The following is a 15095-nucleotide window of genomic DNA, read 5'->3' on the forward strand; positions in this document are numbered from 1 at the left end:
GGATCGCCTGTTATTTGATGGGAGTGGCGTTTGGTCTTTTTTGATAGAGCATCAACTTTCCGGTTGATCCAGATTACAGATACCCATTTGTGTGCTCTGAGAAGCGGCCACTTGTTGGGCATGAATACGCTGGACAGCTTGCGCTGTGTTCTGGACATTATTCGTGCTGGACACCTGAACGCTGATGCCATGCTAGTCACAGGGGATATTTCCCAGGATGGCAGCATTGAATCCTATCGCTGCTTACAGGCTGAACTCGCGCCTTTGGCAATACCCAGTTTCTGGATTCCCGGCAATCATGACGACCTCACGGCAATGGCGACTGTCACAGCTGGTACAACACTGCAAGATCGCATACTGCGCACACCGCACTGGCAAGTGATTATGCTCGACAGCAGCGTATCCGGGCAGGTGTATGGTGAGCTGGCTGACAGCGAGTTGGCCCGGCTGGAAGCGATCCTGACGCAATCCCCTGATTTGCATACGCTGGTGTGCTTTCACCATCACCCTGTCTTTATGGATTGTCGCTGGATTGACAGCATCGGTCTGCGTAACGCAGGGGATCTGATGGCGATTGTCTCGCGTTTCTCCAATGTACGGGGATTGCTCTGGGGGCATGTGCATCAGGAAAGTGATCAGATAGAGGGTGATTTACGCTTGTTATCGACACCCTCGACGTGTGTCCAGTTTGCCCCCGGGACGGATGAATTTACCATCGATCGATTGAGTCCGGGGTTTCGCTGGCTGGATCTGTTGCCTGATGGCCGTATCGAGAGCGATATCAAGCGGGTTGAGCATATAGAGTTTGAAGTCGATTATTCGGTTAAGGGATACTGACGCCCCTTCTTGTTCAGGAACGTTCTTGACCGTGATTACCCTCGATAGCATTGGATGCTTGTACTTACATGGTTTTCTTAGTTCACCACAGTCGCTGAAGGCGCAAGAAACTCTGGCCTATTTTCGGCAGCAAGGCCTGGAAGCATCATTACGATTACCTGAATTGCACTTTGCCCCGGCAGAAGCCATCGCACAGGCCGCCGATCAACTGCAGCAACTGCAGCAGCGCCATGAACATGTGTTTGTTATTGGCAGTTCTCTGGGTGGATTCTATGCGACCTGGTTGGCACAGAACTATCAAATTCCAGCCATTCTGGTTAACCCTGCGGTTAGGCCTCATCAGTTGTTCCGACATTATCTTGGCCCTCATCAGCACTACCATAGTGGTGAGACGTTTGAAGTGACAGAGTCATATCTCCAGCAGCTGGTTGCATTGGAAGTAACTGAGATTGCCTATCCTGAGGATATGTTGCTGCTGTTGCAAACGGCCGATGAGACGCTGGATTATCGCTACGCGGCTGATTTGTATCGGGCTTGTCCGGGATGGAACCAGGCCGGTGGTTCTCATGGTTTTGATAGTTATCAACAGTTCTTGCCGCGCATTATGGCATTTGTCAGCCACCGTTTCCGGTTGCGTTGAGCGGCGGGTGAATGATACCCGATGGCTGGGTATACTCCGTGCCTGCCGTACCGTTAACAGAGGTCAACATGTCTGACACCCGCAAAACATCTGGTCAATACACCGCCGCATCCATTGAAGTTCTGAGTGGACTGGATCCGGTGCGCAAACGTCCGGGCATGTATACGGATACCACGCGTCCTAATCATCTGGCTCAGGAAGTGATTGATAATTCGGTGGATGAGGCTCTGGCTGGCCATGCCTCGCGTATTGATGTCACATTGCATGCTGATGGCTCCATGACAGTACAGGATGACGGCCGTGGTATGCCAACAGATATCCATCCGGAACATGGCGTTTCTGGTGTTGAGTTAATCCTTGGCCAGCTGCATGCCGGAGGGAAGTTCTCTAACGACAGTTACCAGTTTTCTGGTGGGTTGCACGGTGTTGGGGTTTCGGTTGTCAATGCCTTGTCCAAGGCATTGGAGGTGACAATCTGGCGAGATGGCCAGGTGCACCGCATCGGCTTCAAGGATGGTTATAAGGTAACCGACTTGCAGGTGGTTGACCGTTGTGGCAAGAAAAAAACCGGTACCAGCGTGCGCTTTATGCCGGATGAATCGTATTTTGATAGCCCTCGCTTTTCTATTGTACGGCTGAAGCATGTATTACGGGCGAAAGCGGTGTTATGCCCGGGCTTGCGTATTGTCTTTGTGGCTCCTGACAGTGCTGATAATGCGGAATGGTATTACGAAGATGGCCTCAAGGATTATCTGGTAAGTGCCGCCAGTGGTTATGAGGTGTTACCCACTACCCCTTTTACTGGTGTTATGTCAGGCCCCAGCGAAGGAGTTGATTGGGCGGTACACTGGTTGCCGGAGGGAGGTGAGTTATTGCAAGAGAGCTACGTCAATCTGATTCCTACAGCTCAGGGTGGCACACACGTCAACGGCTTCCGTTCGGGATTGTTGGATGCCTTGCGGGAATTTTGTGAGTACCGCAATCTGCTGCCAAGAGGCATCAAACTGACGCCGGATGATTTGTGGGAACGCTGCTCCTATGTTGTCTCTGCCAAGTTGACCGATCCCCAGTTTGCTGGACAGACCAAGGAGCGACTGTCTTCACGGGAAGCCTCGGCCTTTATTTCTGGTGTGGTGAAAGATGCGTTTGCCTTATGGCTGAATGACCACATTCCTGCTGCGGAGCAGTTGGCAGAGCTGGCGATCAGTAGCGCTCAAAGCCGATTACGCAAATCGAAAAAAGTAGCTCGCAAAAAGATTACCCAAGGCCCCGCACTTCCTGGCAAGCTGGCGGACTGTACCGGACAGGATGGGGAGCGGACGGAGTTGTTTCTGGTCGAGGGTGACTCCGCCGGTGGTTCTGCCAAGCAGGCCCGGGATCGGGAATTTCAGGCGATCATGCCGCTACGCGGCAAAATTCTTAATACCTGGGAGGTCGATTCGGATCAGATTCTGGCCTCACAGGAAGTCCATCATATTGCCATTGCTTTGGGTATTGACCCTGGCTCGAATGATCTTTCCGGCTTGCGATATGGCAAGGTCTGCATACTGGCTGATGCTGACTCGGATGGTTTGCATATTGCGACCTTGTTGTGTGCGCTATTTTTACGCCATTTCCCGGCACTGGTATCCGAAGGTCATGTGTATGTGGCAATGCCTCCTCTGTATCGGATCGACATTGGCAAGGATGTCTATTACGCGCTGGATGAGGCCGAGCGCAGTGGCATTCTCGAGCGTATCGGCGCAGAGAAAAAGCGTGGCAAGATCAACGTGCAACGATTCAAGGGATTGGGTGAAATGAATCCGATGCAGCTGCGAGAAACGACCATGGATCCGGATACCCGTCGATTGGTGCAATTGGTGCTGGAAGAAGATGATCCAGAAGAAGAAGTACAGCAAACCTCCGAGACACTGGAATTGATGGATATGCTGCTAGCCAAAAAACGAGCTGGTGATCGCAAGATCTGGCTTGAACGCCGTGGTAACGAGGCTGAGCTGGCATAACAATCCTGAGGCTGTCATAGAGGAGTAATGGCAGTCCGGGTATGGATAGGTCGGGTTGAATACGGCAAACAACAAAAACAAACAAGGGCTGCAAATGCAGCCCTTATTCTTAAGCAACGTACAGTATCCGGTTATTACGGGACAAAGTTGATGGGGAACTCAACACTGGTCACCTCGACTTCCGGACGATCCTTGAATCGCATACGACGGCATTGTGACAGCAGACGTTTATGCAGAGCTTCATCGTTCAGCTCGCTGCGACCAATTTCACACGACTGAACTGTACCCGAAGGGGTAATTTTCAGAGCCAATACCACGGTACCTGCCAGCGTAGGGTCTTTCTGCTGAGCTCGGCGATAGGCATTGAAGAAGCTTTGTTTGCTGGTTTCAAACACCAAACGCATTTCTTCCTGAGTCCGATTGCTGCCGGCTTCCTCTGTCTTGCGAATTTCTTCGCTGGAAACTGCAACAGCCGTTGTCGTACGTTCACCAAGCTGCTCGCCACTGGTAGCTGCTGTCAGGGTTGACTCATCAATACCGCTTAAGGCAATGACAGCATTCGGATCGACAACACTACCAGCACTGACTGCGGTGCTACCAACGTTGCTCAAAGCCGCACTGCTGGTATCCAGCTTGACGTTCGGAATGGCAGCTGCCAAAGCAGCCAACGAGTTCAGAGCATCACTACCCAGTGCTTCTTTTACCTTCTCCTGAGCTTTTTTACGTTCTTCTGGCTTGGCTTCTACCTTGGGTACAGGCTTGGGCCTAGGCTTCGGTACGTCGGCAACTTCAGGTTTAGGCACCTCCGGTTTTGGTTCTTCTACTTTCTCTTCCGGCGGTGGCGGCGGTGGCGGTGGCGGCGTTGGTTTCCTCTGTTCCAGCAATTTTGCCAGTGCGGGTGGGATCTTTTCCAACTCACTCCGATCCGGTTCCGGTACATCCATCATCGGGATCAGAATACCCAGTACTGTTGTGAACAGCAGGGCTATCACCAGAATCGAGATGTAACGCTTACCGCCAGTATCTACCCAGGGTAAGATCGGCTCGTGTCGATTAACGAGGGCTTCACTCATGGGGCACCCCCATCGACTTTATTGACGGCCAGAGAAATATTACTGAAAGTTGCTTTTGAACATGTGTTCATTACTTTCTTCAGCAAAGCGTATGGCGTGTCTTTGTCACCCACAACGGTGATATACCGACCCAACTCCAGCAGTTCTGGTGAGAGAGGTGAACGTTCGGCCATATACTGCAGCTCGGTAAGGAGTGCATCAATGGTTTCACCTTCAGACGCTTCAACCTGAGGTATGGTAACAATAGACCGACCCTGAACCAGAATCTCTTGCTTGTTCACCATCACGACCAGATTTTCGTCTGGCGTGTTTTCAGCAATGGAGTTCGGCAGCTCAATCTGTTCACTATCTTCAACTTTCACGTCGTTCTGGTTCACCATAAGGAAAAATACCAGAATGGTGAAAATATCCATCAGCGACGTCAGATTAAGAGTTGCTTCCCCTTTCTTGCGCTTATGGTTGCGATCCATGCGCTTGGCGCGGCGGGACGTCTTCTTCATTGTGTCACCTCCGTTGTGGTCGCCAGGTCAGGTGCTGCACCCAGAGAAATATCAGGGAACAGGGCTGCATCAACCACTGACGTTACAACAACGGCAGGGTATATACGAACCGCATCCATCACTGATACCAGAGTCTGATAATCAATTCCTGCTTCAGGAAGCAGGCTGATGTCGGTTTTTTGAGCAAATACAGGATCTTTTTTGATCTCTTGCAGGATGGTTGACAGTCCTTCCAGGTCATAGCTTGCGCCTTCTTCCTTCGGGAATGTCGCGTGCACCACCGTCTGCAACAGATAGCTATGAGAAACTTGTATGCTGTCTGAGCGGATGATGACCTCTAGCGTCACATCTTTTGGGTCTACAACAGTAGGCTGATCGCCCGCCGGCAACTTGAGATCGATTACGGCCAGTTGTGAGAACACCATGTTCATCAGCAGTACTGGTACCAATACGATCATCAGGTTCATAAAAGATGTAACGTTGAGCTCCGCCTGTTCTTGATTGCGTTGGCGTCTCATTGGAAATTACATCTCACTTGTTGCCGGTAGTGGATTGACCTTGCTTGCGCTCGGTAATGATGTTCAGGAACTTCACTCCGGCCATTTCAATGCTGTCGACAATTTCATTGGTTTTGGTTTGCAGGTAGGTATGCAGCAACAGCAGCGGAATAGCAGCCATCAAACCAAATGCGGTGGTGTTCATCGCAACCGAGATACTTTGTGACAGCAGCGTGGCTTTTTCTGCCGGAGCTGCGTTGGCAACCGCGGTAAAGGCCGCGATCAGACCCATAATGGTACCCAGCAGTCCCATCAGGGTGGCAATGTTTGCCATGGTGGCAACATATTGAGTACGTTTTTCAAGCTGTGGAACAGCTTCCATCAAGCCTTCTTCAAGAGCATATTCGATTTCTTCGCGACGTTGGCTGCCAGGAATACGAGCAATGGCAGCAGAGAAGATATCGCCCAGTTTGGTGCTGGACTCATTGGCATAGTTCAGAGCCGCACGCATATCACGGCTTTCAAGCATTGGCAGGATTTCATCAAACGTCTTGCGATTACTTGATTTTTCTCTTGTCAAATAGATCAAACGCTCCAGTGCAATGGCAACACCTACTGCCATGATGAAGCCAATCGGGTACATAAATACGCCGCCTTCTTGAAAAAAACGTACGATGGAATCCATAGAATTTCCCCCAGATTTATTACGTGGTAGATAGTATTTTACTGTTATCTTCCAAGCTGTTATCGGTATTTAACAGCAAGAAAATTGCATTTAATCGACAACCGGCCAATAAAAACAGTCGATATGACTTATTTTTTTCCAGCCTTCGCGATCCTTGTGTTAGTTAGTTCGCTTTCCTTTCCGTTGCCTGATCACCAAAACCGTCTCTGAAACGCCTGGCATATTCCACTTCAAGATGAAACTGCTTCGGTTGTAACGGCTCGAAGCGTTCTTCTTCATAGCCAGTGAGCGGTTCGAACGGTATTTCCACGTCGGGTGTATCTCTCCACGAAGTAATCGTCATCATGCCAGCGTCTTCAGAATTACCAAGAATGGATATACCTTCCAATTGAATGACGTCGGCTGCGAAAACACTTGTCGGGGTAATCAGAGCCAGTAAAGTGAATAACCATATTTTCATCAGGAGTCTCCTTCCGAATCCACAGCAGCCTCTGTTGGTTGCGGCTCTTCTGGTTGATCGGATGTTTCATCAGCTTGCGGGTTCGAGTCTTCTGTTGCAGTGGCTGCCGCATCTGTATCAGGTACTGGAGTACTGGGAACCCGTTTGGCAAGATCCTGTATCCATATATTTAACAGTGGATCTTCCTCTGTATTCAACTGCTGTGCTGTCCGGTATTGCAGCAGCGCCTTGCCATACTGCCTCATATACAGGTCATACAAAATCCCGAGATTGTAATGCAAATCGGGATTGGGTGCAGAACACTGAATGGCTTTGGAGTAGCTTTCCTCGGCCAAGGTAAAATCACCTAGTTCCCGTGCAACTGGCCCCATGGCCTGAAATGCTGCACAGAATTCACTATCCAGAGCCAAAGCCTGCTCGATGCTGGCTTTAGCTCCTTCAAAATCCTCGGTCTGATATTGTGACAGCCCAAGATTAACCCAGACACCAGGGTAGTCCGGGGTCCGTTCCGACATAATGGTCCAGTGTTTCAGGGCCTGATCATAGCGCTGGGATTTGAGCAGCAACAAACCATGCTTGAAGAAACCAAGGGTTTCAGCATCAAGGCCTGCGTTTGCAGAGTCTTCTTGCCCAGAGGCATCGGTCTCTTCTTCTGCTGTTGTTTCCTGTTCTGGTTCGGTGGCCTCGTCGCCACTCTTCATCAGCGAGCTACAACCTGCCAGCGTCATCACCAAGAGAAAACTAGCGAATCTCACTAACATAGCTCAATTCCTTTTCTTTCTTGCGGTATTGGGTCGGTGCCAGGTCAGCCATGACATCGAAGCTCTTTTTAACCCACTCATCATAAATACCATCATAGGTACGGTTGATGTTCTTGAGATGAACGTCCATCGCAGCCTGCTCGAAGGGGTAAGACTGGTCTTCCAGCAAGAACTGGTACTCTTCCAGCTCCAGTTCATCCAGGCCTTTGGGTCGCTCAGACTCTAACAATGCCTTGCTCAGCTGAGTGTACAGCTGACCGATCCGGTAGGTCGAAGAGGTCGTGAACTCAAGCACTCCCATTGCCACGGCCTGGGTATACAGGGCTTGGGCTTCTTGCATGGCCTTGTTTTTGGCCGGAATACTCTCGTTCAGCGGCAGGGTCAGTGGCAGATTCACGTATTTTTCCCGTGCGAATTCAGCCAGCTCGTAGGAAGCCCCTGCAGCCAGGTATTTTGACCGCTCTGTTTGCTTGTTACCCGCTTCAGCATTCAGACTGATAATCTTGTCGAGCCAGTAGCGGCGTTTTTCTTCGTCTTTTTCGCTGCTTTCCATGCCGTACAGTTGTTCCAGTTTGTAGCGAGACTCAATGGCCGGATCAAAAGGCTCGGAATAGTTGTTGGCATAGCGCTTGAACATCACAATGGCGCTGCCAATATCTCCAGCTTTCTCATAATATTCACCGGCCTGGAAGGCTGCAATACGCTGTTCTTCCTCATCTTTGCTGGTGCGCCACACATCCGCCAAAGCATTGGCTGCGGCTGACCATTTCTCCTGTTTCTCATAGGTGAAAATCAGCTTTTTGGGAATATCCTGGCTGAGTTTGTGATCCGGATACTTGTTCTGGAATGTGTTGAGCGCTTCTTCTGCGCCCGCATAATCTTCCACTTCAAACAGCAAGGTGATGGCATCGTATTCTGCAATAATGGAGTTTTCGCTGCCTGGCGTGACGTCACTGATACGGTTCCAGCTGGAAGCCGCCAGTTCATAGTTACCTTCTTCACGGGCTTTTTCACCCTGCTTATAGATCGAGGCGGCGACTTTTTCACGAATATCATTGCGGACATCAGGGTCGATATCGCTATATTTCAACGCTTCCTGAAGCGATTCTTCTGCTTCTTCGTAATAGCCCAGTTCAAAGGCGGCGTGACCGCGAACCAGTGCTGCACCATAACGATAGTTGTCCGCAAGGCTGTCCTGAATATCCCAGGCCGTACGGGATACAATCAGTGCTTCTTCGTAATTCTTGTCAGCAAGAAACAGTTCAGAGGTACTGACCAGCACCTTGCCACGTTCTTCGTGATCCGGGAATGTGCGTACAAAGCGCATGGAGTTTTCTGCACTTTGCTGCCGCCATGCCGTCGCTTCCTCAGCGTTATCCGGCTGGTATTTGTTGTATGCCAAAACGGTCGCGTAAGCAGCTTCCGGTGCCAGCTCATGATCCGGGTAATCGTAGGCTACGATCTGGTAATGGTCGCGAGCCTGTTGATAATTACCCAGTTCATAGGCGATTTCTGCCAACAGGAAGTGAGCTTCCGGTGCATCTTTTGCGTCTGGGACACTGCGTAAATAAACGTCATACCATTTGGCGGCTGCAGCGTAGCGTTCGGCTTTTTCTTCATCACCCTGGGTTTGTTGCGCCCAGCCATGGTTGAATTTGGCCAGATCCATAATGTAGACAGCAAGTGGCTCACGGATGGTGTCGCGTACGGCATCGTCATGATTGGCCCAGTAGTCACTGTCGATACCAAAGCGATCGATATAATCCGCTTCCCGTTCCCGTTGCAGTACCGGATAACCCGCGAGGGTATATTGTTCAATCATGCGTTGGAAATACAGTGGCGCCTGCTCGCTGTCCGGATAGCGTTCGATGTACGCGGTCAGAGCAGATGCACCACTTTGATAATATTTTTGTTCGTAGTAATAATCCGCCAGGCGGTTGTAAATCAGGTATTCGTAATGGCGGTGGCCATACTCATCAAAAAACTCACCGATTTCTTCCCACTCTCCGCCATAGCTGAAGGTAACGGCCATGGTGTAAATGCTGTCTTTCAGGATCTCTAGACTGGCACCCGTGGCGTTATCAATACTATTCTGGTCCGGATAGTCTTCATCCAGCAAACGGGCAAAGGCAATCTGGCTGTCATCGTAACGGCTCTGTTTGAACAGCGACCAGCCCAGCATGTAGCCGGCGTTACTGTAATATTTGTTGCCGGTACGGCCATACTCAACCAGGCGTCGAAATGATTGTTCCGCTGCGACATAGTCTTTCATGGCATAGCGTAATTCACCGAGGCGGAATTCGGCATCCAGATAATAGATAGAATCCGGGTATTGTTCCGCCAATTGCTGGAAGGCCTCGGCTGTGTCTTCCGGCTGCATGGCTATGCTGTAGGCTTTGGCCAGCTGGTAGAGAATTTCGTCATTGCCTTCACTATCAGGGTGCTCTTCTAGGATGGCTTTAAATTCCTGAATAGAAGCAGCGAGTTCTTCAGGATCAACGTCTTTCTCTTCCTCGGAAAGGAGATCATCACCAGCCCAGGCAGCTTCTTGTTCATGCAAGCGCAGTGCGGCAATGCGTCGAGAAGCCAGCACTTCGTACTGGTGTTGATCTGCTACTTCAATATAAGCCCGATAACGAGCCACCACGTCTTCATTGGTGACGATCAGTGGCTCATTGGATGGTGCTTTCAATCCGTAATATGTGAGATCCGATATGGTGCCAGCCTGGTGTGGTTGTACCTGGGCACAGCCAGCAGTTACAAGCAGACAGGAGACGACAGAGGACCATATCAGTGAGCGCTGGTCAGTCATATTCACCCAGGCCTCCGCTGTTGGTGTTGCGACGTAACTCGCCATCGTAAAGTCGTGCGATCGACAAACGGGTAGTCGCGAGATAATCCTTGAGTCGGTCTTTCAACATGCCGATATGGCTCTGAGCAACGGTGACAATCTGCTGCTGCTGTTTGGTGTGAAGTGCTGTTAGTGTCTGCTCCAGTGCGCCGAGCTTGTTCGATACTGCATCGATCGTTGCCAGGTGCTCTTCTGATCTGGCATGAAAAGCGCCGGCCTGTGCCAATAACTCATTAATATTGGTCAGTTGAGTATTCAGATCCTGATATTGCTGTTCCAGAACAAGTTGCTGTTTCTGGAGTGCCCAGGCCCGCTGTGGCTGGGCTTTGGTCAGCTGCCACAGCGTGATGCCCTGCAGGATACTTGCCTGTGTTTGTACATCCTGTTCCATAGAGGTGCCATCTTTGGATTCATTGGTAATGGCCTCCAACTGATCCAGCCTGTTCCGCTCAGGTTGTATTGCAAACCCCAACGGTTGGTTGCGGTGCGCTTGTATCTGATGATTGATCTGTATGATTTGTTGTTGTAGCTGTTTGGTGTTGTCTGCTACTTGGGCCAGATGATCAGATTCAACCACTTCCAGGTAAATTGCCTGATTGGCGAGCTTGTCGGCTCTTGCGATTGACAGGTGTTGCTGCTGTTGCTGAACCCACCCAAGCATGCTGCGAATATCGATCAGACGTTGCTGTTCTTGCAAGAATGCACTGGTGCTCAGCAAACCTTCGAGATGACGACTGGTTGATGATGAGGCAACCCCCTGGAGGTCGGGGCTAAGTATGTTGTCAGAAGCGTCGGACTGTTGCTCTTCCCAATGGCTGACCCACTGGGAAAGTGTGTCGATATTGTTGAGCTGGTCAAGTTGCTCAAGTGCTTCGGTCATACGTTTTTCTGTGTATTCATAAACAGGCAACGATGGCACTCCGCCATTCATCAGCTCGGCAACGTAAGAGGTCGCCATTAATGATTCGAGTGTATGAATGTTGAGTAAGGGAAAGTGCTCCTGCAAGACCCTCCATGGCTGTAAGGCCTGGTCGTATTGCCAGCGTTTTGATAGTGCCCAGCCATATTGCAGTAGCGCATCAGAGGTATAAGGACCGTCTTTGGAGACCAGCCGCAAGTAACTGATCGCTTCATCGTAATGCTTGTTGCGTAATTCATACTTGCCAGCTGTCAGGCGAAAGCGGTCATTCAGTGCCGATTGTTGCTGGTCTTCTGCTTCATCAACAAGAAATTCGCCAACCCATTGCTGTAAGTCTTTGGAAGAGATGCCCAGTCGCATTTTTGCCAGCATCAGGTTGTAACCCGCAAACCGGTACCATTCACTCTCCTCGTCAATCAAATCAAACGCTTGTTCGGCTTGTGTTATCTGATCGCGGTTGGCGTGTGAGGTGGCAGCAATAAATGCCGCTTCCGATGTGTCTGTCGGGTTTAGCAGGGCATCGTTGGCCATGGCTCGACCAATCAGCCGACCGGCCTGTAGCCAGTCATTTCTGTCGGAGGCGTTACGAGCCAGCATGAACCAGGTATTTCCCATTCCTGGAGAGAGGCCAAGAGCCGGGTCGTTAAGCAAGACGTTGGCATAAGAGTCCATTCCCAACTCTGACAAGCCTGCTGGAAGGGTGTACATGATATCCATATCTGAGAGCGTGGGTTCTGCATCATCATCGGTTATGGCGTCCAGCGGTGTGCTGGTCAGATAATGAAAAAAATACACGCGTTTGCCCAGCTCATGATTCAATATCTCAAGCGGGGTCTTGGGTGCCGGAACAGAGGCACTCAGTGTGGATATAAGGCCGTTGTCTGGCGCCGTAGGCTGTGCGCAGGCCGTACTGCTTACCCAAGCGGTAGCCGCTACGGCCAGAGCGAGTAATCCTGACTTTTGCATGACTTACCAAGCCTTCAGAGTAGCAACTGCGCTGCGTTTGGCGGTGTCGTCCGTAATAGAAAGCAATAGTTTGAGATGGTTGCCACCTTTACGAAAAACGCCTTCATAGACCAGATCGCGGACACGGTTGTTGTCGTCACGTCCACGAACGACCACTTTCAACAGGTGGTTACCTGGTGCCAGTTCAAGATCGGTCAGAGGCTGGACAGCACCAAACTTGAGGGCCTGAACTTCTTTCTCTGTATACAAGTAATTAATTGGCGAGATGCCATGCCCTGATATGGTAATGGACATGGGGGTAAAGAATTTACCGTTACTGAGTGCCAGGTAGAGTGACGTCTTGGTACTGATCGGGCTGATCAGTTGTTTTTCGATGGCTGACAGTTCACTACTCAACTCAACGACGGAGCGTTTGGCTGAATCGATTTCAAGCTGAATGTCTTCCGGGGTTGCAGCTACGGCCTGGAATATACCGAAGAACCATAGCATCCCTGCAACTAAAAACTTCATAACCACCTCATCAACGTTGACGTACCACGCCGTCCACAGATAACCAGTGACTCAGGGCGCGACGAGTGAATTCCATATTTCTGAAAAGGTTACCTGCGTACAGGTAATCCAGTGTTCCGTCCGGGCTGACCAGCATAACGGCAGGCAAAGGGTTGATTTGCCATGCCCTGGTGAGCGACTGGTCGTATGCCAGTAACGGCAGACGTGTACGGGGTGCGTCTTTGACAAAACGGTCATTGGCATCCCAGATCACCCAGGTAACCAGTCCGTCTTTGCTGTACTGACGCGCCAGCCGTTCGTAGTGTCCCAGTGCTTTCTGGCAGTCTTTACAGGCACCCACCCAAATCAGCATGACTGGCTTGCCGCGCTGTTCTTCCAGGCTCAACGCATAGCCACCTTTTACAGGAGGGAGCGCAAGCTCGGTCAGCGTATCGCCAATCGACAGTTTGTTCGGAGCTGCTTCAGCTATCGAAAAACTGCTGATCAGGGCTGTCAGGATTAGTAGTAAAAACCGACTGCTATGCTCCATTGCAGACCTCGGTGCGAACCTTCTTGGTTGAGTACTTCATCATCGACGTGGTAGTAACGGGTTTCGGTACCAATCCAGTAGTCGCCCATCATGACCTGAAGCGATGTCCCTACACCGAGGTACATACCATGGCTGCTGCCTGTGAACTGTTCACCAATAAGGCCATCCACATTCAGCTGCCATGGCAGGAATGTTTCGCCATCGAGGCTGGTAATACCTTTGAGGAGGGAATAACCCAGACCGGCGGTGATGGCGCGGAAAGATGAATGCTCTTTCAGGTCAACATTGCCATCGTCATCTTCAATTGTTGGATTACCAAATGATGTTAATCCAAGCTCGATATTACCCAATGCATCCAGGCGATCGGTCAGGTGGTAACGGATAGAGCCACCAAACAGCAGGCTGTCACCGTATTCGGCGGAGGTTTGTTGCCCAAGAGACATGCCGATCAGCATGGTCTGCTCAGGTATGCCATCAGAAAAATCGAAGGTGCGGGGAATAGGTTCAAATATCTCTGCCGTTCGTGGCGTTGCGGCAACACCGGCGAGAGGCAAGATGCCTTGCATGATATTGGCCCCACTAAGAACAGAGCTGGGATCAGTCGGCACTTCATCTGCCATATAGCTCTGCTCTGAGCTCAGTTGTGCCATCTGAGCCAGAATGGTTTCCATCATGGCCGGGTTATCAAACGCGGATACCTCGGTCGGCTCTTTTTGAGGAACCATGGAGAGCATCTTCTCTAGCACTCTCGGGTCGTTCAGAGCATCCGGGTTTCCTGGAGCCAGCTCGGCATCGGCTTTGGCCTTTTCAGCGACCACACCCAGCATTTTTTCGAGCACTCTTGGATCATTCAGAGCATCCGGGTTTCCCGGCGCCAGCTCAGCATCAGCCTTGGCTTTATCTGCGACCAAACTCAGCAGATTTTGCAATACAGCGGGGTCGTCAATAGATGATGGAGAAGTCTCGGCAGCTGCAATTGACGACGCTGCCAGGAGGAAACCCAGTGCAAGACTGGATCTTTTCAGAAACGAATTTTCCATACTAGGGCCAACGCTCCGTGATTTGCACTATTGCCAGACAAGGCTTGCTGGACCTGAACCCGGCCGCCGATGCTGACGTTGTAAGCTATATTCCAGTTGATGTCGGTCGTGGCTGACAGTACCGGCACAGTTGTGTCGTCCCCATCATCATCCCAGCGGGTCGAACCGCCGGAACTCTTGCCAATGCCAACTCCCAAATACCCATCCCATGACCAGCGGCCGTTCTCTGCAAAAGGGAAGCGCTTGCCTGCTTCCACTGAGTACCAGTCGTCATTTGTGTCGGTGGAACGGGTTATACGTACCACTGCAGCCTGATCAAACAGAGTGAAGTTGGCTCCCAGAGTCAGAGCGGTTTCAGATGTTGCGGCCACTTCAAACTGCGGGTTGTTGTCGTCACTGTGATCAAGAAACTGCAGTGGTTCAAGTCGTTTGATATTTTCTGGCAATGCGTCGAGTGATTCAACACTGATCCAACCGTGATATTCACCTGCCTGTACGTATAGCCAGTTGAGCTGGCGCTTCAGGGGAATCAGTGCGGTATCAGACGGTACATCCGTCGTCACGGGATAAGTATCGGCCGGCCCCATGCGCAGCTGAATGGGCGCTGCGGTCGCAACAGAAACAAGACCGACACTCAGTGCCATAGCCTTGATCAGCGTGAGCAGTCTGCCGACTAAATAGTCTGTCGAACGTTGCTTTGTTTCCGGATTCGCCTGCATGTCGGCACCAGTTCCTTGTGTGAGTTACCAGTATTCGTGGCTGTGGCACAACGGCGGGCAGTATGCTTAGCCGCTCAGTGCTCGTCAACACAGTGTATCAATTAT

The 15095-nt window shown here is 50.9% G+C and carries 15 protein-coding genes; 3 read left to right on the forward strand and 12 right to left on the reverse strand.

Annotation, left to right across the window (positions count from 1 at the left end):
- Positions 1 to 30: 30 nt before the first annotated feature.
- From cpdA to parE, 3 genes are all read left to right on the forward strand, one after another.
- Positions 31 to 837: a 3',5'-cyclic-AMP phosphodiesterase gene (gene cpdA, locus Q8W32_RS03045; protein ID WP_305413654.1), complete on the forward strand. Its 807-nt coding sequence runs from the start codon at positions 31 to 33 to the stop codon at positions 835 to 837.
- A 31-nt stretch (positions 838 to 868) separates the two neighbouring features.
- Entirely contained in the window at positions 869 to 1477 is a 609-nt protein-coding gene (locus Q8W32_RS03050; protein WP_303431394.1) for a YqiA/YcfP family alpha/beta fold hydrolase, read from the forward strand.
- Between the two features lie 68 nt (positions 1478 to 1545).
- A complete protein-coding gene (gene parE / locus Q8W32_RS03055; RefSeq protein WP_303431319.1) occupies positions 1546 to 3480 on the forward strand; it encodes a DNA topoisomerase IV subunit B in 1935 nt (644 codons plus the stop codon).
- A gap of 134 nt (positions 3481 to 3614) precedes the next feature.
- On the opposite strand, the gene Q8W32_RS03060 is transcribed toward parE, so the two are convergent.
- The 12 genes from Q8W32_RS03060 to Q8W32_RS03115 form a co-directional block, all read right to left on the reverse strand.
- The gene (locus tag Q8W32_RS03060) at positions 3615 to 4553 is read right to left on the reverse strand and encodes a TonB family protein (RefSeq protein WP_303431321.1); all 939 of its coding nucleotides are present in this window, start codon (positions 4551 to 4553) and stop codon (positions 3615 to 3617) included.
- Positions 4550 to 5053 (reverse strand): biopolymer transporter ExbD, encoded by a 504-nt coding sequence (locus Q8W32_RS03065; RefSeq protein ID WP_303431322.1) that lies wholly within the window; start codon positions 5051 to 5053, stop codon positions 4550 to 4552. The genes Q8W32_RS03060 and Q8W32_RS03065 overlap by 4 nt, the downstream gene beginning before the upstream one ends.
- Positions 5050 to 5571 (reverse strand): biopolymer transporter ExbD, encoded by a 522-nt coding sequence (locus Q8W32_RS03070; protein WP_303431323.1) that lies wholly within the window; start codon positions 5569 to 5571, stop codon positions 5050 to 5052. The genes Q8W32_RS03065 and Q8W32_RS03070 overlap by 4 nt, the downstream gene beginning before the upstream one ends.
- 13 nt (positions 5572 to 5584) lie before the next feature.
- A complete protein-coding gene (locus tag Q8W32_RS03075) occupies positions 5585 to 6235 on the reverse strand; it encodes a MotA/TolQ/ExbB proton channel family protein (RefSeq protein ID WP_303431324.1) in 651 nt (216 codons plus the stop codon).
- A gap of 163 nt (positions 6236 to 6398) precedes the next feature.
- Positions 6399 to 6695, reverse strand: a complete 297-nt coding sequence (locus tag Q8W32_RS03080) for a hypothetical protein (RefSeq protein ID WP_303431325.1) — start codon at positions 6693 to 6695, stop codon at positions 6399 to 6401.
- Positions 6695 to 7456 carry a tetratricopeptide repeat protein gene (locus Q8W32_RS03085; protein WP_305413656.1) on the reverse strand — a complete coding sequence of 254 codons (762 nt, stop codon included), beginning with the start codon at positions 7454 to 7456 and terminating at the stop codon, positions 6695 to 6697. The genes Q8W32_RS03080 and Q8W32_RS03085 overlap by 1 nt, the downstream gene beginning before the upstream one ends.
- A complete protein-coding gene (locus tag Q8W32_RS03090; RefSeq protein WP_305413657.1) occupies positions 7437 to 10148 on the reverse strand; it encodes a tetratricopeptide repeat protein in 2712 nt (903 codons plus the stop codon). Before Q8W32_RS03090 ends, Q8W32_RS03085 begins: the two co-directional genes overlap by 20 nt.
- Before the next feature lie 112 nt (positions 10149 to 10260).
- Positions 10261 to 12192 carry a hypothetical protein gene (locus Q8W32_RS03095; RefSeq protein ID WP_305413658.1) on the reverse strand — a complete coding sequence of 644 codons (1932 nt, stop codon included), beginning with the start codon at positions 12190 to 12192 and terminating at the stop codon, positions 10261 to 10263.
- A 3-nt stretch (positions 12193 to 12195) separates the two neighbouring features.
- Positions 12196 to 12702, reverse strand: coding sequence for a hypothetical protein (locus Q8W32_RS03100; protein WP_303431329.1), 507 nt, complete (start codon positions 12700 to 12702; stop codon positions 12196 to 12198).
- A 10-nt stretch (positions 12703 to 12712) separates the two neighbouring features.
- Positions 12713 to 13231 (reverse strand): TlpA disulfide reductase family protein, encoded by a 519-nt coding sequence (locus Q8W32_RS03105; RefSeq protein ID WP_303431330.1) that lies wholly within the window; start codon positions 13229 to 13231, stop codon positions 12713 to 12715.
- A complete protein-coding gene (locus Q8W32_RS03110) occupies positions 13201 to 14271 on the reverse strand; it encodes a hypothetical protein (RefSeq protein WP_305413659.1) in 1071 nt (356 codons plus the stop codon). The genes Q8W32_RS03105 and Q8W32_RS03110 overlap by 31 nt, the downstream gene beginning before the upstream one ends.
- Positions 14253 to 14915, reverse strand: a complete 663-nt coding sequence (locus Q8W32_RS03115) for a hypothetical protein (protein WP_305413661.1) — start codon at positions 14913 to 14915, stop codon at positions 14253 to 14255. Before Q8W32_RS03115 ends, Q8W32_RS03110 begins: the two co-directional genes overlap by 19 nt.
- Between the last annotated feature and the right edge of the window lie 180 nt (positions 14916 to 15095).

The organism is Oceanobacter sp. 3_MG-2023 (assembly GCF_030688925.1).
GTDB lineage: Bacteria > Pseudomonadota > Gammaproteobacteria > Pseudomonadales > Oceanobacteraceae > Oceanobacter.

What these genes read in the sequence shown, in the direction of transcription:
- parE (WP_303431319.1), top strand. Translation starts at nt 1,546, where the DNA reads ATGTCTGACACCCGCAAAACATCTGGTCAATACACCGCCGCATCCATT.
- Q8W32_RS03060 (WP_303431321.1), bottom strand. Translation starts at nt 4,553, where the DNA reads ATGAGTGAAGCCCTCGTTAATCGACACGAGCCGATCTTACCCTGGGTA.
- Q8W32_RS03065 (WP_303431322.1), bottom strand. Translation starts at nt 5,053, where the DNA reads ATGAAGAAGACGTCCCGCCGCGCCAAGCGCATGGATCGCAACCATAAG.
- Q8W32_RS03070 (WP_303431323.1), bottom strand. Translation starts at nt 5,571, where the DNA reads ATGAGACGCCAACGCAATCAAGAACAGGCGGAGCTCAACGTTACATCT.
- Q8W32_RS03075 (WP_303431324.1), bottom strand. Translation starts at nt 6,235, where the DNA reads ATGGATTCCATCGTACGTTTTTTTCAAGAAGGCGGCGTATTTATGTAC.
- Q8W32_RS03080 (WP_303431325.1), bottom strand. Translation starts at nt 6,695, where the DNA reads ATGAAAATATGGTTATTCACTTTACTGGCTCTGATTACCCCGACAAGT.
- Q8W32_RS03085 (WP_305413656.1), bottom strand. Translation starts at nt 7,456, where the DNA reads ATGTTAGTGAGATTCGCTAGTTTTCTCTTGGTGATGACGCTGGCAGGT.
- Q8W32_RS03095 (WP_305413658.1), bottom strand. Translation starts at nt 12,192, where the DNA reads ATGCAAAAGTCAGGATTACTCGCTCTGGCCGTAGCGGCTACCGCTTGG.
- Q8W32_RS03100 (WP_303431329.1), bottom strand. Translation starts at nt 12,702, where the DNA reads ATGAAGTTTTTAGTTGCAGGGATGCTATGGTTCTTCGGTATATTCCAG.
- Q8W32_RS03105 (WP_303431330.1), bottom strand. Translation starts at nt 13,231, where the DNA reads ATGGAGCATAGCAGTCGGTTTTTACTACTAATCCTGACAGCCCTGATC.
- Q8W32_RS03110 (WP_305413659.1), bottom strand. Translation starts at nt 14,271, where the DNA reads ATGGAAAATTCGTTTCTGAAAAGATCCAGTCTTGCACTGGGTTTCCTC.
- Q8W32_RS03115 (WP_305413661.1), bottom strand. Translation starts at nt 14,915, where the DNA reads ATGGCACTGAGTGTCGGTCTTGTTTCTGTTGCGACCGCAGCGCCCATT.